General features: G+C 58.0%; 19 protein-coding genes. 3 read left to right on the plus strand and 16 right to left on the minus strand.

From position 1 onward, the window contains the following. Positions 1-151 precede the first annotated feature (151 nt). Positions 152-2,917 carry a formate dehydrogenase subunit alpha gene (gene fdhF / locus BCF46_RS10140; protein WP_121023837.1) on the minus strand — a complete coding sequence of 922 codons (2,766 nt, stop codon included), beginning with the start codon at positions 2,915-2,917 and terminating at the stop codon, positions 152-154. Between the two features lie 171 nt (positions 2,918-3,088). Between fdhF and BCF46_RS10145 the strand changes: the two genes are divergently transcribed. Continuing rightward, the gene (locus BCF46_RS10145) at positions 3,089-4,135 is read left to right on the plus strand and encodes a saccharopine dehydrogenase (protein WP_121023839.1); all 1,047 of its coding nucleotides are present in this window, start codon (positions 3,089-3,091) and stop codon (positions 4,133-4,135) included. Here BCF46_RS10145 and BCF46_RS10150 read toward each other — a convergent pair. The 6 genes from BCF46_RS10150 to BCF46_RS10175 form a co-directional block, all read right to left on the minus strand. Continuing rightward, complete coding sequence (locus tag BCF46_RS10150; RefSeq protein WP_121023840.1) at positions 4,132-4,446, minus strand: DUF3775 domain-containing protein; 315 nt, start codon at positions 4,444-4,446, stop codon at positions 4,132-4,134. The two genes, BCF46_RS10145 and BCF46_RS10150, sit on opposite strands and share 4 nt — an antisense overlap. A 78-nt stretch (positions 4,447-4,524) precedes the next feature. Beyond that, the gene (locus tag BCF46_RS10155; protein ID WP_121023842.1) at positions 4,525-5,256 is read right to left on the minus strand and encodes an SDR family NAD(P)-dependent oxidoreductase; all 732 of its coding nucleotides are present in this window, start codon (positions 5,254-5,256) and stop codon (positions 4,525-4,527) included. Then, the gene (locus BCF46_RS10160) at positions 5,253-5,810 is read right to left on the minus strand and encodes a DUF3833 domain-containing protein (RefSeq protein ID WP_121024506.1); all 558 of its coding nucleotides are present in this window, start codon (positions 5,808-5,810) and stop codon (positions 5,253-5,255) included. Before BCF46_RS10160 ends, BCF46_RS10155 begins: the two co-directional genes overlap by 4 nt. Before the next feature lie 11 nt (positions 5,811-5,821). Continuing rightward, entirely contained in the window at positions 5,822-7,054 is a 1,233-nt protein-coding gene (locus tag BCF46_RS10165) for an MFS transporter (protein ID WP_121024508.1), read from the minus strand. Positions 7,055-7,059: 5 nt separating this feature from the next. After that, entirely contained in the window at positions 7,060-7,818 is a 759-nt protein-coding gene (locus tag BCF46_RS10170) for a DUF1365 domain-containing protein (RefSeq protein WP_121023844.1), read from the minus strand. Next, positions 7,815-9,110, minus strand: coding sequence for an NAD(P)/FAD-dependent oxidoreductase (locus BCF46_RS10175; protein WP_121023846.1), 1,296 nt, complete (start codon positions 9,108-9,110; stop codon positions 7,815-7,817). Before BCF46_RS10175 ends, BCF46_RS10170 begins: the two co-directional genes overlap by 4 nt. 214 nt (positions 9,111-9,324) lie before the next feature. Here BCF46_RS10175 and BCF46_RS10180 point away from each other — a divergent pair, with 214 nt between their 5' ends. Continuing rightward, positions 9,325-9,873 carry a sigma-70 family RNA polymerase sigma factor gene (locus tag BCF46_RS10180; RefSeq protein WP_281272090.1) on the plus strand — a complete coding sequence of 183 codons (549 nt, stop codon included), beginning with the start codon at positions 9,325-9,327 and terminating at the stop codon, positions 9,871-9,873. Positions 9,874-9,881: 8 nt separating this feature from the next. After that, positions 9,882-10,523, plus strand: a complete 642-nt coding sequence (locus BCF46_RS10185) for a ChrR family anti-sigma-E factor (protein WP_121023849.1) — start codon at positions 9,882-9,884, stop codon at positions 10,521-10,523. Here the strand turns inward: BCF46_RS10185 and BCF46_RS10190 are convergent. The 9 genes from BCF46_RS10190 to BCF46_RS10230 all read right to left on the minus strand — a co-directional run bounded on the left by BCF46_RS10190 (position 10,520) and on the right by BCF46_RS10230 (position 22,158). Beyond that, entirely contained in the window at positions 10,520-11,743 is a 1,224-nt protein-coding gene (locus tag BCF46_RS10190) for a DNA recombination protein RmuC (protein ID WP_121023851.1), read from the minus strand. The two genes, BCF46_RS10185 and BCF46_RS10190, sit on opposite strands and share 4 nt — an antisense overlap. Further along, the gene (mutL, locus tag BCF46_RS10195) at positions 11,740-13,581 is read right to left on the minus strand and encodes a DNA mismatch repair endonuclease MutL (RefSeq protein ID WP_121023853.1); all 1,842 of its coding nucleotides are present in this window, start codon (positions 13,579-13,581) and stop codon (positions 11,740-11,742) included. Before mutL ends, BCF46_RS10190 begins: the two co-directional genes overlap by 4 nt. 47 nt (positions 13,582-13,628) lie before the next feature. Then, the gene (locus tag BCF46_RS10200) at positions 13,629-14,936 is read right to left on the minus strand and encodes a M16 family metallopeptidase (protein WP_121023855.1); all 1,308 of its coding nucleotides are present in this window, start codon (positions 14,934-14,936) and stop codon (positions 13,629-13,631) included. After that, positions 14,933-16,282, minus strand: coding sequence for a M16 family metallopeptidase (locus tag BCF46_RS10205; RefSeq protein ID WP_425454418.1), 1,350 nt, complete (start codon positions 16,280-16,282; stop codon positions 14,933-14,935). Before BCF46_RS10205 ends, BCF46_RS10200 begins: the two co-directional genes overlap by 4 nt. An 81-nt stretch (positions 16,283-16,363) precedes the next feature. Further along, positions 16,364-16,882 (minus strand): DUF3035 domain-containing protein, encoded by a 519-nt coding sequence (locus tag BCF46_RS10210; RefSeq protein WP_121023858.1) that lies wholly within the window; start codon positions 16,880-16,882, stop codon positions 16,364-16,366. Between the two features lie 68 nt (positions 16,883-16,950). Then, a complete protein-coding gene (lspA, locus tag BCF46_RS10215) occupies positions 16,951-17,430 on the minus strand; it encodes a signal peptidase II (protein ID WP_121023860.1) in 480 nt (159 codons plus the stop codon). Between the two features lie 2 nt (positions 17,431-17,432). Then, on the minus strand, positions 17,433-19,019 hold the full coding sequence (gene purH, locus BCF46_RS10220) for a bifunctional phosphoribosylaminoimidazolecarboxamide formyltransferase/IMP cyclohydrolase (RefSeq protein ID WP_121023862.1): 1,587 nt from the start codon (positions 19,017-19,019) through the stop codon (positions 17,433-17,435). Positions 19,020-19,048: 29 nt separating this feature from the next. Next, positions 19,049-20,797 (minus strand): heparinase II/III family protein, encoded by a 1,749-nt coding sequence (locus tag BCF46_RS10225; RefSeq protein WP_245989996.1) that lies wholly within the window; start codon positions 20,795-20,797, stop codon positions 19,049-19,051. Positions 20,798-20,862: 65 nt separating this feature from the next. Next, positions 20,863-22,158 (minus strand): RsmB/NOP family class I SAM-dependent RNA methyltransferase, encoded by a 1,296-nt coding sequence (locus tag BCF46_RS10230; RefSeq protein ID WP_121023864.1) that lies wholly within the window; start codon positions 22,156-22,158, stop codon positions 20,863-20,865. Positions 22,159-22,203: the final 45 nt, after the last annotated feature.

Here is a 22,203-nt window from a genome sequence, read left to right on the forward strand (position 1 = left end):
GATAGCGCTACCAAGCATCTAAATCCCTAAGAAATAGGGGGAGATAAGCGAGCGTCATGCACAAGCGCATTGAAACCACGCCAACTCTCGCCGCCAAAATGGCGAAAGACGCTTGCCCTCGAAAGGTCAGAATCAGTAACCCTGCAGAAATCTACTCTGCTGGAACGGGTTGATCTGCCTTCTCAGCCCGGACCGCGGAAAACTTGAATTCGGGGATTTTTCCGTAAGGATCGACCGCCGGATTGGTTAAGATATTGGCCGCCGCTTCAACATACGCAAAAGGCAGGAACACCATGTCGGGTGCGACTGCACGGTCAGACCTCGCCATGACATTGATCGTGCCGCGTCGCGTTGTCAGCCGCAACATGCCACCGGGTTCCACCCCAAGCTTGCGCAATGTGGACGGGTGCAGTGAACAGTTGGCCTCTGGCTGCAATGCGTCCAAAACCGAGGCGCGGCGGGTCATAGACCCTGTGTGCCAGTGCTCCAGTTGGCGACCGGTCGTCAGAATCATCGGATACTCGGCATCAGGAACTTCATCCGGCGCAATAACGTTAGCGGGAGTGAATTTCGCACGGCCATCAGCACGCGGGAATCCGTCACCAAACACAATCGGTTGTCCGGGGTCCGTAGGGGAAAGTGACGGATAGGTCACCACGCTTTCCGTCGCCAAGCGGTCCCACGTGATGTTGTCTAGCGAGCCCATGTTCTTTTTCATCTCGGCAAACACATCCTCAGGGCCACCGTAGTCCCAGCCCAGACCAAGGCGCTTTGCCAGCTCAACCTCGATCCACCAATCCTCTTTCGCGTCGCCCGGAGGCGAGAGCGCAGGACGCCCCATTTGCACCTGCCGGTTGGTGTTGGTCACGGTACCGGATTTTTCTGCAAAGGCAGACGCGGGCAGGATGACATCAGCAAAGTTCGCAGTCTCGGTCAGGAAAATGTCTTGAACGACCAAGTGATCCAGTTTCGCCAACGCGTCACGGGCGTGCTCCACATCAGGGTCCGACATCGCCGGATTTTCGCCTAATATATACATCGACTTAATGTCGCCCGCATGAACCGCATCCAATATCTCGGTCACAGTCAGGCCCTTCTCGTTCGAGAAGTCTTCTGAGCCCCAAACTTCGGTGAAGGCAGAGCGCACGCCGTCATCCATAACGCTTTGGTAATCCGGCAAGAACATCGGCACGAGCCCCGCATCCGACGCGCCTTGCACGTTGTTCTGTCCACGCAGCGGGTGAAGACCGGAACCCGGGCGACCCACCTGACCTGTCATCAACGCAAGGCTGATCAGGCAGCGGGAATTGTCGGTGCCGTGAATGTGTTGCGAAACCCCCATGCCCCAGAAAATCATAGCCGCTTTGGCACCCGCAAAAGTACGGGCCACGTCGCGCAACATTTCAGGGGAAATACCACAAATCTCGCTCATCTTCTCAGGGGTGAACCCCGCAAGATGGGCCTTCTCAGCCTCCCAATTCTCGGTATAGGCATCGATATATTGCTGATCGTAGAGGCCTTCCTCCACGATCACATGCATGATCGCATTCAGCATCGACACATCCGCACCAGGGCGGAATTGCAGCATGTGGCTAGAATGGCGTTTCAACGCTTGTCCGCGCGGGTCCATGACGATCAGCTTGCCGCCGCGCTTGGCGAATTGCTTGAAATACGTCGCCGCGACAGGGTGGTTTTCCGTCGGGTTCGCACCAATTACGATCGCAACGTCTGCGTTCTCGATCTCGTTGAACGTCGCGGTCACAGCACCGGACCCCACGTTCTCCATCAGCGCCGCAACTGACGACGCATGGCACAGCCGCGTGCAGTGATCGACGTTGTTGTGGCCAAAGCCCTGACGGATAATTTTCTGAAACAGGTAGGCCTCTTCGTTGGTGCATTTGGCCGAGCCAAAACCAGCGACCTCACGGCCGCGACCCTTCATACCACTCGCAGCTTTATCCAGCGCCTCGTCCCATGTTGCCTCGCGGAAGAACTCCTGCCAGTTGCCGGGGTCGACATTCAGCCCCTTTGCAGGCGCGTCCTCACGGCGAATAAGCGGCTTGGTCAAACGGTGGTCATGGTGGATGTAGTCAAAGCCAAAGCGCCCTTTGACGCACAGGCGACCTTCATTGGCAGGGCCATTAATGCCATCCACATATTTGACTTTGCCGTCTTTGACCTTCAGCGAGATTTGGCACCCGACACCACAGAACGGGCAGATGCTTTCCACTTCGCTGTCAAAATCCTTGCTATCGCCAAACTGGTTACCATCGGTCACCGTCGCCGGCATCAACGCACCGGTCGGGCAGGCTTGCACACATTCGCCACAAGCCACGCAAGTGCTATCGCCCATCGGGTCCGCGAAATCGAAGGTCGGGTAGGAATCGTGACCACGGCCCGACATACCGATCACGTCGTTCACCTGAACCTCGCGACAGGCGCGTACGCACAGGCCGCACTGGATACATGCATCCAAGTTCACCGACATCGCCACGTGGCTGTCATCCAGCAACGGGATGCGGCCTTCCTCCAGCTTCGGGAACCGGCTTTCCGACACGCCCTGCATCGCCGCCATGTCCCAAAGGTGGGAGGATTTATCATGCGCTACGTCTGACGCAGGCTGATCCGCTACCAGCATCTCGACAACCATTTTGCGCGCAGTTTCAGCACGGTTGGAGTCGCTGGTGACAACCATCCCATCGCTAGGTTCGCGAATGCAGGACGCCGCCAAAACCCGCTCGCCCTCGATCTCGACCATACACGCACGGCAGTTACCATCGGGGCGATACCCGGGCTCAGGTTTGTGGCACAGGTGCGGGATCACAAGGCCACGGCCATTGGCCACCTCCCAGATCGTCTCGCCCGCTTGGGCCTCTACCTGCTCACCGTTGAGCGTGAATTTGATCGTGTCGGTCATTGGCGTGTCTCCCTGCGTGCGCCAAGTTAAAGCATCGGGCGGGCAATTTCAGAGCATCATGCGCGACCTCAAACACCGTATTTGCGTCAGCCTGTTTCCCATAAGCTCATGGGGTGGCGCGTATTGGCGGCCTCGCGTAAGTCTTAATGTAGCACGTGAGGGGAAGCTGACATGACACATCTTTGGGTTCGATCCGAAAGCCGCGACCACGAACAACGGGTCGGCGTGACGCCTGAAGGGGTCAAATCCCTGATGGATGCGGGGCTTCGAGTCACCGTCGAGCATAGCACGTCTCGTGCCATTCCAATCGACGGTTACGTCGCGACCGGTTGCGAGATTGCGCCCGAAGGCAGCTGGACCGACGCCCCCCGTGACGCGATCATTTTCGGCCTCAAAGAGCTGTCCGAAGACGGCACGCCACTGCCGCACCGCCACATCATGTTCGGTCACGCCTTCAAAGGGCAACCCTCTGGCCGAGTGCTTCTTGATCGCTTCAAAGCAGGCGGCGGCTCCCTCTATGATATCGAATATCTCGTAAGCGATGATGGTCGCCGCGTTGCGGCTTTTGGATACTGGGCAGGCTATGCGGGTGCCGCCGTCAGCCTGCTGTGCTGGATCGCGCAGCAAGAAGGCACCGTCGCAGGGCCAGTGGGCGTCTACCCCTCTTCCAAGGCCATGCAAGACGACCTGCGCAATCAGTTGGCACCGCTTGGCAACAAACGACCCTCCGCCCTGATTATCGGCGCATTGGGTCGTGTAGGCACAGGCGGCGCAGACCTGTGCACCTCAATGGATATTCCCGTGACCAAATGGGACATGGCCGAAACGGCCAGCGGCGGGCCTTTCCCAGAAGTTCTGGAGCACAACGTTTTCCTGAACTGCATTCTCGCGCGCCCCGGCACTCCGGTCTTTGTTCCGGCCTCCGCAAAAACCGCGCCACGCACTTTGTCGGTCATCGGCGATATCGCTTGCGACCCCGACAGCGACTTCTCCCCGATCAAGGTTTATGATCGCGTCACCACTTGGGACGCCCCTGCGCTGCGGGTCCACGATGATCCGACGTTGGATGTGACAGCAATCGACAACTTGCCGTCGATGCTACCAGTGGAATCGTCAGACGACTTTGCAAGTCAGCTGCTGCCAAGCCTTCTAACGCTGGGGGCGCTAAATGAAGGCGTTTGGGGTCGCGCAAAAACCACCTTCGACCAACATATCTAAAGAAGCTCTTCTTCCGCATCCGATAGATCGAGGCCCATCATTTCCGCACCATTCTCAAGATGGTCGGCGATATGGGGCATTCCTAACAGGTAGTTTTCTGTCGGGCTGACCTTCTCTTGCCGCGCGGTTGTTAAGGCTTCGTCCCAATCACTTGCATCAAAGCTGCCGCGCCCGATCCATGCCAGTGCTACCAGCTCTGCTTGTTCGTCCTCGTTCAAACCGTCGATAAAGGCGCGAAGCTCGTTTTCGGCACGGTCGATTTCGTGGGCGAACAGAACCACCTGCGCGATCTTGTGTAGGGAAATGTCCATCGACAATGCTCCTCCTTGTTGATGATTCACTCTAGGAGGCAACATAGTCGCGTCCCATGATATGGATCAAATGTGAACTCAGGAAAAGATGCGGAAATACAGCCAATCCGGCAAGAACTGACTGCCCCTGAATACCAGGCTGAACAAGGTCGGAAAGCTGCGCTTAAAGCGGCTTGATTTCATATGGTCAAACACCTCCTGCGCCGCGCCCTCCGGCTCCATGATAAAGGGCATGTTGAAATCGTTCTTGTCGGTCAGCTGAGTCTTTATAAAACCCGGATTTACCACCTGCACGTCGACACCGGTCTTGCGCAAGTCGGCATACATGCACTCGGCCAAACTCATAGTGGCAGCCTTGCTGGCCGTGTAGCCGATCGAGCCCGGGAGACCGCGAAACCCCGTAAGGCTGGATGTGATGACGATATGCCCGCGGTCGCGCTTCGCCATCTCGGGCACAACCTGCCCCAGAACCCGTACCATTCCGGTAAAGTTGATGTCGCACATGGCGTTCACCTGATCTGCGTCCCACTCCTTTGCACCTTGTGGCCAATAGACCCCAGCCAGATGCACATAGCCGTCAACGTCGCCGACCTCGCTTGCCGCACGGATTACGTCGCCGTTGTCGGACACATCAAGCACAACGTAGGATGCTTTCGGACCAATCTCGGACACAGCCTGTTTCAACTCATCCTCGCCGCGCGCGGATAACACGACCTCCGCCCCGGCGGCGACCAGCTTGTCCGCTAGGGCACGCCCCAATCCCGCTGATGCCCCGACCAGCCAGTAGCGTTTTCCCTCGAATGATCTCACGCCGCTTCTTTCTTTCGCATCGTCGCCACCAACTCCGCCACCTTGATCCCGTATTTGCGAAATTGGCTACGGTTCATGATCGTGCCATTCTCGACCAAATACATCCAATCCACCGTATCCAATTCATGCCCGCCAGAGCTTTCGGGAAGTTTGATGCGATACTTCAACTGAACAGCAGAGCCTTTCTGCATCCCGATCCCGACACCAATAACATCCGGGGCCTCCGCTCTGATCGCGCCGTCATTGCCCACAGTTAGCGTCCATTGACGCTGCTGGCGCTCGCCGCTGTCGTACAGAAAGTCTTCACGCATCACGCCGACGTTTCCGTTCCATTTAACGTCCATGTCAGCCACAAAGCGCGACGTCACCTTGCCAGTTGGGCCGTAGATCATGCCTTCGCATTGTATTGGTCCGCTTAGGTGCGTGCGCAGATCAAACGCTGGTCCGGTGGCCTCATAATCATCAGGACGCTGCCCCAGAAACGAGAATTTGCGCGAAAAGATTGCCATAAGCGTCGACAACAACAGCATGCCAAAAAGTGTGAATCCGAGCATTTCCACGATCATCATTCCTTCAAAGGGGTTGCAAGCAATAGCCCGATAGCAACCAGTTTTAATGCGCAGGGCACCAAGGCGTAGAGAACTGTCAGTGTAATCAGCGCGGCCCCGGTATTCTCCGCCACACCTGCGCTGAATCCCTGCGTTTCCAATATCGGCAACAAAATGGCCGCAGCAAAGGCTAGGGTGAATTTGTTGACCAGAGACCAGAGGCCGAAACCCTGTCCCCCGCTGGGGGAAATGACTGCCATCCGGCGCGCAAACAACGCGGGCAACAGCGTCAAGTCGGCCCCAATTGTCGCGCCGGTTGCGATGCAGATCACGGCGAAGAACAAAACATCCCCACTCCCCAACATCGTCACACATCCGAAGGCTACGATCGCCACACACATCGCTAGAAGCAGCGTTGATTTCTCTCCCCATCGAGAAGCCAGACTGGCCCAGAGTGGCGCGGAAAGTGCCGCAGCAAGGAAGAACAAGACCAAAAGCGGGCCTTCCCAACCCGGCGCGCCGAGGCGACTTTCAACGTAAAACAAGAACAGCGTGGAAGACACGGCTAGAGGAGTCGCATTGACAAGCGCCAGAAGTAGTAGTCGGCGCGCGGTCATGTCCTTCAATATCGCGCCGATTTGGGTTGGTTCGTGGTCTATACGCCCTGACCATTCCGGTGCCATCAAAGCCGCCGCGATCACGGTAACACCCGCGAACCCCGCCGCGAATGCTGCGAACGGAGCTTCCACGACACCTTGCAGCAAAGTTGGCGTTATCGCCGCCACACAGACACCCAGCAAAGCGCCGGTTTCGCGCCACGCAGCGACTGTGGTGTGGCTTCCGGAAACCGCTCCTGCTTTGGTAATGCCTTGTGCGTAAAAGTTGATCGTCAAGAAACTAAACGCAGTGAATAGCCCTGTGATCGTAAGGCCAAACCACCAGAGCGGTGCAATTGGTGGGGCAACTCCGAACAGCCCGATCATCGACACTGCTAAAAGTGCGGCGACGGAAGCCATCGCAGCCTTTCGCCATGCTCCCAACCGCTCACTTATCCAACCCAGCACAGGATCTTGCACCACGTCGAATAACCTCAGGCCAAAAAGAACCGCTGCAAGGGCAGCGAGACTGACACCGTAGGTATCTGCATAGTATTTTGGTGCATAGATATAGATCGGCAGACCTGCGCCAGACAGCACCGCAGCAAAGAGCGAGTAAGCTGCCAGCCGCTCGCCCGTACGGGGCAAACTCATCACCATCACCGCGACACCTTGTCGGACGGCGGTGCGGAATGCGCGCGGAATTTGGCACCCTTCCACCACAGCTTCAAAGCCTGCCAGTGGATCAAGCCCAACACGCGGCGCGAGCCAAATGGCCGGCGCAGACAAGCACGTAGGATCGACATATTGGTCAAAGGAGTTCGCTTGCCGGTCAGTGTCGCCAGCAGCCCGCTGTTGCCCGTCGTATAATCAATCCATACCCCGACCTTGTCGTCAGTGAAATCAAACCGGAAGGTGTATTCCCCCTCGACCGGCTGAAATGGCGAGACGTAGAAAACCTTGCGGGCGGTCAGGCGATCTGCGGGGGCGATAACTCTGTGATCGTCGTGAAAGCACAGGTAGCAGTGCCGGTCGCCGTAGGTGTTAGACACTTCGGGGATAACGGCCCGCAAGTCCCCCTGTGCATCATAGCCAAGCCAAAAGCTAACGGGATTGAAAACATGCCCCAACACGCGCGGCTGCGCGAGCAGTTCGATACGGTCGACGACATTCATCAAGCCTTGGGTTTCCAACAGATCACGCGCCCAGACAAGACCGGCACCCCGCCTCGGCTCCCCACCATGGTCACAGTCGTATAGGGAGGCTAAGTTTGCCCTGTTGCGCGAGAATAGCGTCGGGAGCTTCAGATCCTTCGCCGGATCAAACAGAACATAGTCCACGCCGTACTTGAAAGCATTCTCGACTGCTCCCTTGCGCCCGTGAAAGGTCACACCCGCGATATGGCTGATCCCGCTCACGCGGCCTCGACGGCTTCAAATTTAGACGCAAACGCCCGAGCCACATCGACTGCACTGGACAGCCCGTCCTCGTGGAAGCCATTCTTCATCCAAGCACCACAGAACCACGTTCGGTTGGTTCCGTTCATCGCGCTGATTGCATCCTGAGCCTTCAATGCAGCCACGTCATAAACTGGGTGATAAAAGGTCTTGGTGTCGTAAATCAGCTCTTCGCGTATCGTGCGGGTCGAGTTCAGCGTCACAAACAGAGGATCATCGTCGGGGATCGATTGCAGGGAGTTCATCCAATAGGTCAGGTCAATCTTGTCCGAAGACTTATGTTTGTCTTCGCAATAGACCCAGCTTGCCCAGACCTTGCGCCGCTTTGGCATCATCGAAGCATCCGCATGCAAAACTGCCTCGTTTGGTTGATACCGCACCGCGCTCAAAGCCCCTCGTTCTGTCACCGAAGCGTCCGACAGCATTGCCAGGCTCTGGTTGGAATGTGCGGCGAAAACCACCTCATCAAATCGCTCTGGCGTTCCGCCAATCGGGGTTACTTCGACATGGGTTAACGCACGTGTGACTGAACTTATCGGGGCCCCTAAACGGATATCCACGCCTTGGTTTCGTAGCCGTGTTTCCAATTTCGAGACATATTGCGTCGAGCCATTTTTGACCGTGTGCCATTGGTGTTGATCGGAATACCCCAACAGCGCGTGGTTTTGCATGAAACGGATCATGGCTTGCGCGGGGAAGGACTCCATCCGCTCAATCGGCGTAGACCAGATTGCGCCTGTGAATGGCAGCAAGTACTTATCCTTGAACCAAGAGCCAGTGCCAAGCTGCCCAAGCAGTTCCGATATTGAGATGCCTGGATCCTTGGCAACCTCGACAGCACGGGCGTTAAAACGAACTATATCGCGGATCATACGCAGGAAGCGCGGGTCCATTGCATTGCGGCGTTGCGCGAAGATGGCGTCGATGCTGTGCAATCCGTACTCAAGCTTGCCACCTCCGATCGACGCGCCAAAACTCATGTTACTTTTGACAGTCTCAACCCCAAGTTCGGCGAACAAGTTTACGAGATGTGGGTAATTTTTCTCGTTAAAGACGATGAACCCTGTATCAACCGGTTGATCACCGCGTTTTCCCGCAACAATTGTCCGTGCATGGCCACCCAAACGAGGCTCGGCTTCAAATAAAGTAACGTGGTGCGATTTTGACAGCATATACGCTGCCCCCATCCCAGAAATGCCAGCTCCAATCACGGCGATACACTTTGGGGCTACGGTCATGGGCTCAAAAGGCATTCAGGTCTCCAGCACGAGTAAATTAGTCATATGAAGTGTTACGTCAGCCATCGCCAAATGGATCACAAACCAAAGTGATCCGAATTAGATTCAGGCGCGTAAAAGGTTTATGTTGACGGCAGGCACCAGTTTTGACGACTCTTACGTAGCACCGGCAGGCGTCTGCACACCGGTTTGCTGCACGCTCGAAGCCAGAAAGGGTCGATACAGAAAAGTGTCCACCAAAGAACAAGAAGATTTGCGGTTGGTCGAATGTGTCCTCTTGATCCGGGATGCCCAAGACAAAGCCGCATTTGCGGAAGTTTTCAGACGTTTCGCGCCACGCGTGAAAGCGTATCTAATAAAGTCAGGATCCGACGCCTCTATGGCGGAAGAGTGCGCGCAGGACGTCATGGCAACGCTCTGGCACAAGGCGCATCTGTTCGACCCTACACGGGCCAGCGTGAGTACATGGGTGTTTACGATCGCCCGCAACCGGCGGATCGACATGATCCGCAAGCAGCGCCGGCCCGAGCCGGACGAATTGACATGGGGCCCAGAGCCAGAGCCGAATGCGGCCGACGTGATGGAGCTTCAACAGGAAAGTAACCGTTTGGTTCAGGCCCTGTCTGAACTGCCGGATAAACAGAGGGATTTGATCCAGAAGGCCTACTTTGGCGACCTGACTCATAGCGAAATTGCTGATGAGACGGGGCTGCCACTGGGAACGATCAAGTCGAGAATTAGATTGGCGCTGGAAAAGCTGCGCCACGCAATGAAGTGAAACGGTACATGAGCAAGATCAAACATCATCTGAACGACGCACTGCTAATGAGCTACGCGGCAGGCAGCCTGCCCGAAGCCTTCGGCCTCGTGGTCGCCACTCATATCAGCATGTGCGACGATTGCCGCGCCCGTCTTGGGGCGTTCGAAGCGGTTGGCGGTGCAATGTTGGACGACGTCGCCACTTCGCAGGACGTTGATTTGAAAGCAACATTAGCCCTGATAGAAAAAGGTCCGAAAGCTCCCATCCGCGTGGACGTCACTAAATTGGGTTTGTTCCCGTCCGCCCTGCAAGACTATGTCGGCGGTGATCTGGATGCGGTCAAATGGCGTGCAGTTGGCATGGGCGTCCGGCAGGCCATTTTGCCAACGTCCAAGGATGCGAGCGTCCGCCTGCTTCATATCCCTGCGGGTTGCGCGGTGCCGGATCACGGCCACCGCGGAACAGAGCTGACGCTGGTTTTGCAAGGCGCTTTTAAGGACGAGTTTGACCGCTTCGGACCCGGCGATCTGGAAATCGCCACCGAGGAAGACGTGCACACGCCCGTGGCCGAGGAAGGCGTCGACTGTATTTGCCTTGCAGCAACTGATGCGCCGCTGAAATTCCGCGGTCTAGTGCAGCGAATTGCGCAGCCGTTCTTGCGGATTTAGTCGTTAGGCTTTCCGAGTGGAACGACATTGGTCTCTTCCGGTGCCAACTCCTCAAAGTCGAAATTATCCAAACGATCTGCCCGCTTGCCTGCACGGGTGGCGGCGGTCAGCACACCAGCAACGTCGTCTCCGGCCTGACGCAGGTGGGTTTCCAATTTACCCGCCTTCTCGCCAATGATCTCCACATCGCGGTGAAGCTGGCGCAGGGCTTTACGAATTTCACCCGTCTGCTCCCGCATCCGCGAGTCCTTCAGGATCGAGCGCATGGTGTTCAGCGTCGCCATGCAAGTCGTCGGGGACACGATCCATACACGTGCCGCAAACCCTTCGCGCACGATGTGGGGCAAACGGGAATGCAACTCTGCGTAGACCGCCTCCGACGGCAGGAACATCAACGCGCCATCGGCGGTTTCGCCCTCGATCAGGTAGCTCTCGGATATCTTCTTGATATGGACCCGCACGGCCTGCCCCAAAGCCGTCAAAGCCCGCGCCTGATCCTCTTTGGTATCAGCCGCGACAAGCGCCTCGTAGGCTTCCAGCGGGAACTTGGCATCAATCACAATCGGGCCCGGCGGGTTGGGCAAATCAATCAGACAATCCGCACGACGCCCATTCGACAGGGTGGCTTGGAAGGCATAGCTGTCCGACGGCAAGGCTTTGGACACAATGTCGTTCAGCTGGATTTCCCCGAACGCTCCGCGTGTTTGCTTGTTTGACAAGATGTCCTGCAAGGACAGCACGTCGCCCGACAGCTTTTCAATATTGGTCTGCGCCTTGTCGATGGTCGCCAAGCGCTCCTGCAATTGCGTCAGTGACTTCGTCGTTTTCTCGGACGAGCCGTGCAACGTATCGTTCATCCGCTCTTGCAGATCAGACAGGGACCGCGCCGATTTCATCGCGTTCTCATGCAACCGCTCCGCCATCTTTTGCTGCACTTCGGCCAACCGGACCTCCATGGTCTGGATCGTCATGCTCTGACTTTTTGACAGGCTCTCCAGCCCGCCTGTCAATTGCGCCTGCCCCGTGCCAAGGCTTTGCACCGTCTGGTTCAACTGCCCCATCTGCATCATCATCGGCTGAGCCATCTCCGCCGCGCGGCCAGCAGAGCGCACAACCGTGATCAGCAAAATGACCATCAACAACAGCACCGCGACACCCACAAGGCCCGCAATCACCAGCGGATCATCCCACTGCAAAACCATATCGCCAATCTTGATCATTTGCGTCCGAACAACCGTTCTATATCGGCCAATTTCAGCTCCACATAAGTGGGGCGGCCGTGGTTACATTGGCCCGAATGGGGCGTGGCTTCCATCTCGCGCAGCAGGGCGTTCATCTCATCCGCGCGCATCCAGCGCCCCGAGCGGATTGAGCCGTGACAGGCCACACGGCTCAGCACCGCTTCGATTTTGTCAGCCACCAGTTGCGTATCCCCAAGGTCGTCCAACTCGTCCAGAATGTCGCGTACCATGGCTTCGGCGTTGACCTCGCCAAGAATAGCAGGGGTTTCGCGCACGGCGATTGCCCCCGCACCGAACGGTTCCAGCGTTAGGCCCAATTTAGACAGCGCGTCGGCATGGGTCAGCAAAGTGGCGGCATCTGCATCGGACATTTCCACGATCTCTGGGATCAGCAAAGCCTGTGCGGCAACACCGTTCTCGGCCATCTGCTTCTTTAGTTTCTCGTAAACCAACCGCTCATGCGCGGCGTGCTGGTCCACGATGACCATCCCGTCTTTGGTTTGCGCGATGATGTAATTCTCGTGCACCTGACCGCGCGCAGCTCCCAACTGTTGATCGACGGGTTCTGCGGCTACAGGCTCAACCACATCCACGCGGCTATAAACGGCCTGCGTCTCCGCAAATCCGGGCGCTTGCGCCTGATAAGACGCGCGCATGGCGCCCAGCGATGGGCGGTCCATTTGGTAAACAGGCCGGTCCGTGCGTTCCGGTTGGAACGCCCCCAAGGTCGCGTTTGCCACCGTGGTCGAGGCGCGGTGCCCCGCATCCGCCAGCGCATGTTTCAGCGCCGATACGATCAGCCCGCGCGCCAGCCCCGGATCGCGGAACCGCACTTCGGCTTTGGCGGGATGGACATTCACATCGACCTTCGTCGGCTCCAGCTCCAGAAACAGGGCGACCACAGGGTGACGGTCGCGGCTCAGGAAGTCCGAATACGCCCCGCGCAACGCGCCAACCAGCAGCTTGTCCCGCACAGGACGCCCGTTCACGAACAAATACTGCGAAATGCTGTTGCCGCGTGAATAGGTCGGAAGGGCCGCATACCCCGTCAACGTGATCCCTTCGCGCTCCGCATCAATCGGCAAGGCGTTGTCTGCAAATTCAGCCCCAAGGATCGCGCGTAGACGACCACTCAGCGCGTCGAACATATCGCCGGTTTGCGCATCGGCGCGGAAAGTCACGCGGCCAGTATCATCCCGTGACAGGTCGCGAATGGTGAAGCCCACGTAAGGCTCCGCCATGGCCAATTTCTTCACCACATCCGAAATCGCGCCCATCTCGGCGCGATCCGTGCGCAGGAATTTCAGCCGCGCGGGTGTCGCATAAAACAGGTTGCGCAGCTCGACCACGGTGCCCTTCGACAGCGCCGCCGGAGTAACCGCACCCATGGCACCACCATCAACAACGATCTGCGCTGCATCCTCGCCCGCGACGCGCGAGGTGATCGTCATGCGCCCCACAGCCGCCATCGACGGCAGCGCTTCGCCGCGAAAGCCGAAAGTGTGGATGTTCAGCAAATCAGAGCCGTCGATTTTCGACGTGGCATGGCGGGACAAGGCCAGCGGCAGGTCTTGCGCAGGGATGCCGTGGCCGTCATCCGTCACGCGGATCAACGTCTTGCCGCCGTCCTTCACGCATAGCTCGATGCGCGTAGCACCGGCGTCCAGCGCGTTCTCGATCAGCTCTTTAACCGCGGAGGCAGGCCGCTCCACCACTTCGCCAGCGGCGATGCGGTTGACCGCGACATCATCCAATTGCTTGATCTGAGGCCGTTTTGCGGGCTGGCTATCGCCTATGTTGGGGGTCTGAGCGTTCATACCCCAACTTGTAGCACGCCAAATCCCGATTCGGCCATGACACTTGGCTAGTTGGACGCATCCAATCCGGTCGGTTGACCGACCACGACGAAATGCAAGTCCTCGGGCTTCAGCAGCCTCTTGGACACCCGCTTGATGTCCTCAAGCGTCACCGCCTCGACCTTCGAATTCCGGGTGTCGATGTAGTCAATTGGCAAGTGGTCAAACTGCATGGCAGCAAGGATATTCGCGATCCGCGCATTGCCGTCAAAGCGCAGGGGATAGGCCCCTGTCAGATAGGTTTTCGCCTTTTCCAGCTCCTGCTCGGTCACGCCATTCTCGGCCATCTTCGCCCATTCATCACGGATCACCGAAATGGCCTCCGCAATGCTGTCATTTGACGAGGACACTTGCCCCATCATCAGGTTCGCATGTTCACGCAGGGCCAGATAGGAATAGACGCCATAGGTAAGTCCGCGCTTCTCGCGCACCTCGTCCATAAGCCGGGACCCGAAGCCGCCCGACCCCAGAACCTGGTTCATCACGAATGCCGCAAAGAAGTCCGGGTCGGTCCGCTCGATCCCTACATGGCCAAACCGTGCCACAGATTGCGGGGTGTCGTAGGGAACAACGGTTTCGCCACCGCTCAGAAGAAACGGGGCAGCAGACGGCAGGTCTGGTCCGCTTGCAGGCAATGCACCCAGCAGTTGGTCAACGATAACGCCAAGCTCTTCAGCGGTGATGTCCCCCACCGCGCCAACATAAACGCGGTCGCGGGTCAAAAGGGCTTGGTGTGACGCGACCAAATCATCGCGGGTCAGGGCTTTCACGGACTCAGCCGTGCCTTCAATCTTGGTGGCATACGGGTGGTCGCCATAGGCCAGCGATGCGAAAGTTTTCCCTGCGATATCGTTGGGGTCTTCGTCATCGGTTGCGATGATCGACAATACCTGTCCGCGCACACGGTCCACCGCGTCCTGATCAAAACGCGGCTCATTGATCGCTTTGCGTAAAAGCTCAAGCGAGGCATCGCGGTTCTCGGACAAAAACTGCGCCGAGATCGAAAAGCCGTCCGAGAACGCGTCGAAGTCATACTTCAACGCCAGCTCTTCCGCGGCCAATGCAAACTCGGTCGACGTCAAATCGCCCGCACCCTCATCCAGCAGACCCGACATCAAATAGGCCGCTCCGCGTTTGCCATCGGCGTCCAACGACGCGCCGCCTTTGAAGCGGATTTCCAGCGCCGTGAACGGGATAGACGCCTCTTCGACCAACCACGCCTTGATGCCACCCGGAGAGGTGACTTCCTTGATATCAATCGCCGCCGCAGGCAGCGCGATCAGCGCAAAGCAAGTCGCCAGAACAACACGGATCATTGGGACACCTCCTGCGTCATCGGCTTACGGAACCAGCCGGTTACCGCTTTCTTGCGATCAAACACCAAGCGCGCGGCTTCCATAATGTCTTCCTCGGTTACAGCATCCAGAATAGCCGGCCATTCTTGCACGTCCTTAACGGTTAGACCCGATGTCAAAGCTGCACCATACTCGCGACCAAGGGAGGCCACGTCGTCTTGCCCATAGATCAACGAGGCGCGAATTTGTGACTTCACGCGGGTTAAATGCTCTGGGTCCACGCCATCTTCCATGAACTTGGCAATGACCGCATCCATATCGTCCTCGCCTTCTTGCAAGGTCACGCCGGGAGCAGGGACGATGAACACTCCAAATGTCGTGTCGTCGTAGTTGACCCCTGAGTAGAACGCGGATGTATACACCGCCTTGTTGCTTTCAAATTGCAACGCACGCCCCAGCACCGACGTCTGTCCCGTCCCGCCAAGAATTTCGGCAAGCATGGTCAATGCAGCCGCGGTTTCTTGATCGCCTGCATCACGCTCGGGTGCGATATAGGTGCGGATCACATAAGGCTGCGCGGCTTGCGGGTCTTCGTAGACAATGCGCCGCTCTGCACGTTGCGGGGGTTCTTCGGGACGCGTACGCGCCTCCAAGCCTACGGTAGGCTCAAGTGGACCATAGTGCTTCTTGGCCAACGCCTCGACTTCGGCGGGATCAACGTCACCTGCAACGATCAAAACGGCAGCGTTCGGGGCATAATATTTGCGATAAAAAGTGAGCGCATCGTCGCGGCTTAGCTCGGATGCCTCGTGACGCCAGCCGATAATCGGGCGGCCATACGGGTGGTTAAGATACTGTGCGGCCTTGCGTTGCTCACCGAACAATGCGCCCGGATCGCTATCTGTGCGCTGTGCGCGCTCTTCAAGGATCACCTTGCGCTCGGTCTCCACGTCTTCGCCGGTAAGCCGGATGTTGCGCATCCGATCCGCCTCCATTCCCATCATCAAATCAAGGCGATCCGCCGCGATCCGCTGGTAATAAGCGGTGTAGTCCCAAGAGGTGAACGCGTTGTCCGAGCCGCCATTGGCCTCGACCACTGCGGAGAACTCACCAGCCTCCAGCTTGTCCGTGGCCTTGAACAACAAGTGTTCAAGAAAATGCGCGATGCCGGAGACGCCCGGGGCTTCATCAGCGGCACCAGCTTTGTACCAGAGCATATGCACAACGACCGGCGCGCGGTGATCTTCCAAAACGACGGCTTCAAGGCCATTGTCTAGCGTGAATGTCGTGATCTTCTCGGCCGCTACGGCGGGAAAGGCCATCATGGCCGGAGCAAGCAAGCAGGCAATTAGGCGGCGCATAGGCATCCCTTCAAAAACACATTTGTAGAGAACATGACATTAGTTGCGGAGAATTCAACCGAAGCCACGGCCTTGTGACTGGCCTGACTATTCGTAGCCCTCGGGCGGTGCTGAGTTCGTGCGGACGCCAAGACGGCGTAAACGCTCAAGCTCGGCATATTGATCCAGAGATTGCTTGCGGTAAGCCTTGAAGTAGACGTTCACGTTGAACAGGCGTTCCAGCAGACGGCCATCGTTCTTGCGGCGGAACTCCAGATCTTCGGTAGCCAGCGCGGTGCGGATATTCGGCGTGACACCGTAGCGCGACGCATAATTTACCAGACCACCATCACTTATGCCAGCACTTGGGTTGCCGCCTAGCGCCACAACAGCATCGTCAAGTGGTGTGACGTCAGTGCGGTTCGTTCCGCCCTTGTTCGGCACCGGAAGGGCGGCATAATCGTCCGGAAGCGTAAGGGGCTTGTTGGGCAGCACCGCAAATTCGTCCGGCCCTCCCTCCTGATTGGATTTCACATTGAGCAACTGGGGTTGTTTGTTCCGGTCACACGCCGACAGCGCCAGAGCGGCGCTGACCATCCCGACAAGGATCATCGCTTTGCGTTGCATGAAAGACCACTCCTGCTCTTCTTTTGGGGTGTTTTAACCCAATCCGGCGCGGGCGTCACGAGGGTTCTTCACCCTTTCGGTTGCTCGCCCTTGGTGTCGTCGAATGCAATCAATGCGAAGGCACCCGCAAAAATGAAGATGTCAGCTATGTTGAAAGTGTACGGGTTGCTAATACCACAGCACGACATGTTCAGAAAATCCGCGACTGCGCCGTAAATCACACGATCCAGCGCGTTTGCCAACGCACCGCCAATTATGGCCCCCGCTCCAAGACGCGTAATCGTCCGGCCAAGGTTGCGGTTACCCCACCAAAGCAGGAAGCCCGACACTATTATCGCCAATCCAATCAGCACATAGCGCATGATCTCAGGGCTATCCGAAAGCAGGCCAAAGTTAATTCCGGTATTCCATCCCATGCGGAAATTCAGCAACGGGGGAAGCACATCAATCGAGCGTATTTCGATCAGGTTCATTTTGTGAACCACCGCCCACTTGGACAGTTGATCGACCCCGAAAACGGCCAGTGCAGAAAGAAGCATAACTCTCATGATTAATGCCTGAAATGGCGCATGCCGGTGAAGACCATAGCCAAACCCAACTCGTCGGCAGCGGCAATCACTTCATCGTCACGCATGGAGCCGCCGGGCTGGATCAACGCAGTCGCACCCGCTTCAGCAGCGGTCTGCAAACCGTCAGCAAACGGGAAGAACGCATCGGAGGCCACTGCGGAGCCAATCGTGCGCGGCTCAGTCAGCTTCAACAGCTCCGCCACGTCTTGCGCCTTGCGCGCCGCGATGCGGGAGCTGTCGACCCGGCTCATTTGCCCAGCACCGATGCCGACCGTCGCACCATCCTTGACATAAACGATAGCATTAGACTTCACATGTTTTGCCACGCGCCACGCGAACAGCATATCGGCGAGTTCCTGCTCGGTCGGTGCGCGCTTGGTCATCACCTTCAGATCGCCCGACCTGATCCGGCCATTATCTTTGTCTTGAACCAGCAACCCACCTGACACTTGGCGCACGGTTAGCGCAGCGGCCACGGGATCGGGCAAACCGTCTGTTGTCAGCAAACGCAGGTTCTTCTTCTTGGCAAAAATCGCGCGGGCGTCGTCGTCCGCACCGGGGGCAATCACCACCTCGGTAAAGATGCCGCTGATTGCATCAGCGGTCGCCCCATCCAGCGGTTGGTTCACCGCGATGATACCGCCAAACGCTGATGTCTGATCGCACTCAAACGCCTTTTGGTAAGCCTCAGCCACGGTTGCACCACGCGCCACGCCACATGGGTTGGCGTGCTTGATGATCGCTACGGCTGGGCCATCCTTGGGGTCAAACTCGGCGACCAGCTCGAACGCGGCGTCCGTGTCGTTGATGTTGTTGTAAGACAGCTCCTTGCCTTGGTGCTGCTGGGCGGTTGCAACACCCGGACGGGCAGAGCCATCCGTGTAAAACGCCGCCTGCTGATGCGGGTTTTCGCCATAGCGCAAGGTTTGGGCCAGTGTACCCGCAAACGACTTGCGGCGGGGCGTCTCGCCCAATGCACCAGCCATCCAGCCGGAGACCGCAGTGTCATAGGCCGCCGTGCGCGAATACGCGGTCAGCGCGAGCCGCTGGCGAAAGGCGTAAGATGTCGCGCCTTCATTAGCGCCCATCTCGGACAGCACCGCTTCGTAATCCTGCACATCAGTCACCACATTCACAAACTGGTGGTTCTTCGCGGCAGAGCGCAGCATTGCAGGCCCGCCAATGTCGATATTCTCGATGCAGGTCGCGTAATCCGCGCCTTTGGCGACGGTTTCCTCGAACGGATAGAGGTTCACCACCAGCAGATCGATCGCGCCGATGCCGTGTTCATTCATTGAACCCACATGACCTTCATCATCGCGCAACGCCAGCAGGCCACCATGCACAATTGGATGCAGCGTTTTCACGCGACCATCCATCATCTCAGGGAAGCCTGTCACCTCGGACACATCTTTCACGTCCAAACCAGCGTCACGGATCGCGGCGGCAGTGCCGCCTGTCGAAAGCAACTCAACACCGTGACCTGCCAAGGCGCGGGCAAAATCAATCAGGCCGGATTTGTCGGATACAGAAAGCAGCGCGCGGCGCACGGGTACGAGATCGGTCATAGCAGTCCTTAAAGCTCAAGCAGCAGAGGTCAGTTCAGCGCCAGCTCAAGGTCCTCGTCCACATCGCGCAAGTAAGACGGAGTGTCCTGCGCTTTAGCCAAAGACCAACTGACTTGGCTCGCATACTCCATCACGCGCGAGGATAAAACGATCTGTTTGGACGCACGTGGCTTTAATCGCCCTTTTTCGAGGTAAACACTGGGTTCAATCGTCATTTTCGCTGCGAATGACGGCCTGAACACCCAAACTTCACCGCTTTTGAGGGCTAATGATACTGCGGTTCCGCCCATGTCCAGAGAGGCGTCGACCTCTGGATGCAAATGGAACCGGACCGAATACGGCACGCCCTGAAGTGAGATTTTGTCCATATGTGCGTCGAACCGAACACGGTCGGGGTCGGACAAGGCAGCCAACGTATCCTCGCCAGTGATCCGCCCGCCGTCGAAGCTAACCTCCATTTTACGAACGTGGGTCAGGCCATATTCCGTGCAATAGCTATTGTGGCTTGAGATGATTTCAGACGCGTTGTCGGTCACCGTGCGTTGCTCTGTTACCTTCGTGGGGCCGGACGTCAGGAATTCACCTTGTGGATGCACAGTCAGTTTAGCGGAAGAAACCCCGTCAATGGACAGCGTCGAGTGCGACGGCGTCGCACGCCCCGCCCTGCGCCATTCGGCACCGAACGGCGCACCGGATCCGCAATTCACAATCAATGCGCGACGGCCAGACGTTAGCTCGAATGCCAAACTACTGGCATGTGCCGCGCGTGAGGCATTTCGGGCAGGCGGTGTGCTGACATCAGCGATCATTGTGGTGCGTCCACCTGACAGCCGCGCGTAGCCCATGGCCAACCCTTCCAAATGGGCCGCCTTCACACCGGAATTGGCCAAGGCATGGTCCAATCGGCCTTCCAGACCGCGACCACCGCCATTAAATCGGGCCAAACCTCCATCCGCATGACGCAATGCGCGCAGGGTGGGCGCAATCCTCTCAATAGCATCCAAATGGGCAGGCAATGGCGTGCGCTCTGCCTCGGTCAAAGCCGCCGCTGCCCATGTCAGCAGGGTAAAAACCTCCAGCAATTCTTCTGGATTTCGCGTTGGGATTCCGCCTTCGGCATCAATCTGATCCGCACATTCACGCGCAAGCGCGTTGGTTGACGGCGCCGCATATCGTTCCATGCCGCCAAGGCTGAGCGATGCATATAGTAGCCCCGTCAACGCCTCAAAACGCGGCAGACCGCGCGATGCGACGGCCCAGCGCCGCCCGAGATAGGCCGTCTGGTGCGCCAGCGATTTGTAGTACAGGTCATTGGTCTCAGGCGCCTGGCCGTTCATCAGAAACAGCGCGTGGTTGATCCAGCGGATCAGCCTGCGTCCCGTCAGATCCGGCGACCACCCTAACCCGCGACCACGACCAAACCGTTCAATCCACTCATGCATCCAAGCCTGCGCCATCAACCGCGACTTGCGGTCCCCGACCGAGGCAAGATCGTCGAGCCAGGTGAAGCCGTTGAGTTCCGCCTCATACATGGCATCCGGCGGCGTGATTTCCCAAAGGGACCGCCCTTCCGCCTGCACCAAATGGCCGCCAAACTGGAAATTTCCGGCGGCAAGCTGTTTGCCCTTGGCAAACGATCCAATCGTGCGAGGCTCAGGTTGCGAGACAAAGCCCGTCGCCTGCGCCCGCATGGCGCTCAGCCGTGCATGCACCTTGTCCATAAACGTTATGCTGCGCTCCACCCCGATGGATGGCGCGACTTTGGCCTCAATGCTCATATCACCGACTTTTCGCCTGCTTCTTTTGCCACGTTTCTACGCGGGCAAGGCGGGCCTGTCACCGATTATTCAGGCTTGCGCAGCGCAATCATGAAAAAGCCGTCCATTCCGCCACGGTCCGCCCAGTAGCTGGGGGACAAACGCAACCCGCCAACGCGGCTGCCCCATTCGGGCTCAATGCCTTTCAGGTCCGGCTCGATCTCGGTCAAACCATGCCGTGCCATCGCGGTTTTGGCCTGACGCTCGCCCTCGTCAAACAGCAAGGAGCAGGTGCAAAAGACCAAGCGCCCACCGGGCTTCAACAGGCTCACCGCCGTGTCGATCATATCCGCTTGCAGCGCGAACAGCTCGTTCAGCTGCGTGCCGTCCTTGGCATAGGGCAAATCAGGATGACGGCGGATGGTGCCGGTGGCCGAGCACGGCGCGTCCAAAAGGATCGCGTCATAAAGCACATCGTCAGGAGCGTTCAGCGCGTCCTCGATCATCAGCTTGGCAGTCAGTCCGGTGCGTTGCAGGTTCTCTTCCACCCACGCCATCCGGTCGGCTGAAATATCCAGCGCAGTCACATCGGCACCGGTCGCCGCCAGTTGCATCGTTTTGCCACCGGGCGCGGCGCACATGTCCAATACAGCCTCGCCCTTTTGGGCATTCAGCATACGTGCAGCAATGGCCGCGGCGGCATCCTGAATCCACCAAGCACCCTCTGCAAAGCCCGGAAGCTCCGTCACTTGGACCGAGCGATCAATGCGCAAGGACCCAGTCGGCAGCAGCTCAGCGCCCAACTGCTCGGCCCAATGCTCGGCCTTCTCCTCGTCGCGTAGGGTAATATCCAAAGGTGCCCCAGCGAGATGCGCGGCTTCAATTGCCTGCACAGTCGCCTCATCGAACAAATGCACCACGCGCGGGCGCAGCCATTTCGGCATCGGGGAGGCGGGAATATCCGCCCACATCTGCGGACCCTCAGTCGCAACTTTACGCAACACAGCGTTCGCCAGTCCCGCCATGCGAGGCGAGCGGCCGGAGCGCTTCATCAGGTTCACCGCACTGTCCACGACACCGTGCGGGGCTTCGCCCTCGACGCACAGCTCCACCACCGCCAAACGCAGGATATTCAACGCCACTTCGGGCGGCATCTTCTCGACGAATTGCGAGATCACCACATCGGCCCGCCCCAACTCCCGCAAGGTCGTCGTCGCTAAACGTTGTGCGCGGGCGCGATCAGCGGGTTCCAGACGGTCCAGAACACCACTGCCCAGCAGAACGGAAAGCTGTTCTTTTTCCTCCAGTACGCCCCGAAGCAGTTGAACCGCTGCACGGCGGGCATGAAGTCCGGAAGAGGGCGAGGTGTGGTCTTGCGTCATACTTGTCTCCTTGCCCATGGGCCGTATATCAAGTGCAGGACCGGA

This window comes from Litoreibacter meonggei (assembly GCF_003663885.1).
Taxonomy (GTDB): domain Bacteria; phylum Pseudomonadota; class Alphaproteobacteria; order Rhodobacterales; family Rhodobacteraceae; genus Litoreibacter; species Litoreibacter meonggei.

What these genes read in the sequence shown, in the direction of transcription:
- fdhF (WP_121023837.1), bottom strand. Translation starts at nt 2,917, where the DNA reads ATGACCGACACGATCAAATTCACGCTCAACGGTGAGCAGGTAGAGGCC.
- BCF46_RS10145 (WP_121023839.1), top strand. Translation starts at nt 3,089, where the DNA reads ATGACACATCTTTGGGTTCGATCCGAAAGCCGCGACCACGAACAACGG.
- BCF46_RS10150 (WP_121023840.1), bottom strand. Translation starts at nt 4,446, where the DNA reads ATGGACATTTCCCTACACAAGATCGCGCAGGTGGTTCTGTTCGCCCAC.
- BCF46_RS10160 (WP_121024506.1), bottom strand. Translation starts at nt 5,810, where the DNA reads ATGCTCGGATTCACACTTTTTGGCATGCTGTTGTTGTCGACGCTTATG.
- BCF46_RS10165 (WP_121024508.1), bottom strand. Translation starts at nt 7,054, where the DNA reads ATGAGTTTGCCCCGTACGGGCGAGCGGCTGGCAGCTTACTCGCTCTTT.
- BCF46_RS10175 (WP_121023846.1), bottom strand. Translation starts at nt 9,110, where the DNA reads ATGCCTTTTGAGCCCATGACCGTAGCCCCAAAGTGTATCGCCGTGATT.
- BCF46_RS10185 (WP_121023849.1), top strand. Translation starts at nt 9,882, where the DNA reads ATGAGCAAGATCAAACATCATCTGAACGACGCACTGCTAATGAGCTAC.
- BCF46_RS10190 (WP_121023851.1), bottom strand. Translation starts at nt 11,743, where the DNA reads ATGATCAAGATTGGCGATATGGTTTTGCAGTGGGATGATCCGCTGGTG.
- mutL (WP_121023853.1), bottom strand. Translation starts at nt 13,581, where the DNA reads ATGAACGCTCAGACCCCCAACATAGGCGATAGCCAGCCCGCAAAACGG.
- BCF46_RS10200 (WP_121023855.1), bottom strand. Translation starts at nt 14,936, where the DNA reads ATGATCCGTGTTGTTCTGGCGACTTGCTTTGCGCTGATCGCGCTGCCT.
- BCF46_RS10205 (WP_425454418.1), bottom strand. Translation starts at nt 16,282, where the DNA reads ATGCCTATGCGCCGCCTAATTGCCTGCTTGCTTGCTCCGGCCATGATG.
- BCF46_RS10210 (WP_121023858.1), bottom strand. Translation starts at nt 16,882, where the DNA reads ATGCAACGCAAAGCGATGATCCTTGTCGGGATGGTCAGCGCCGCTCTG.
- lspA (WP_121023860.1), bottom strand. Translation starts at nt 17,430, where the DNA reads ATGAGAGTTATGCTTCTTTCTGCACTGGCCGTTTTCGGGGTCGATCAA.
- purH (WP_121023862.1), bottom strand. Translation starts at nt 19,019, where the DNA reads ATGACCGATCTCGTACCCGTGCGCCGCGCGCTGCTTTCTGTATCCGAC.
- BCF46_RS10225 (WP_245989996.1), bottom strand. Translation starts at nt 20,797, where the DNA reads ATGAGCATTGAGGCCAAAGTCGCGCCATCCATCGGGGTGGAGCGCAGC.
- BCF46_RS10230 (WP_121023864.1), bottom strand. Translation starts at nt 22,158, where the DNA reads ATGACGCAAGACCACACCTCGCCCTCTTCCGGACTTCATGCCCGCCGT.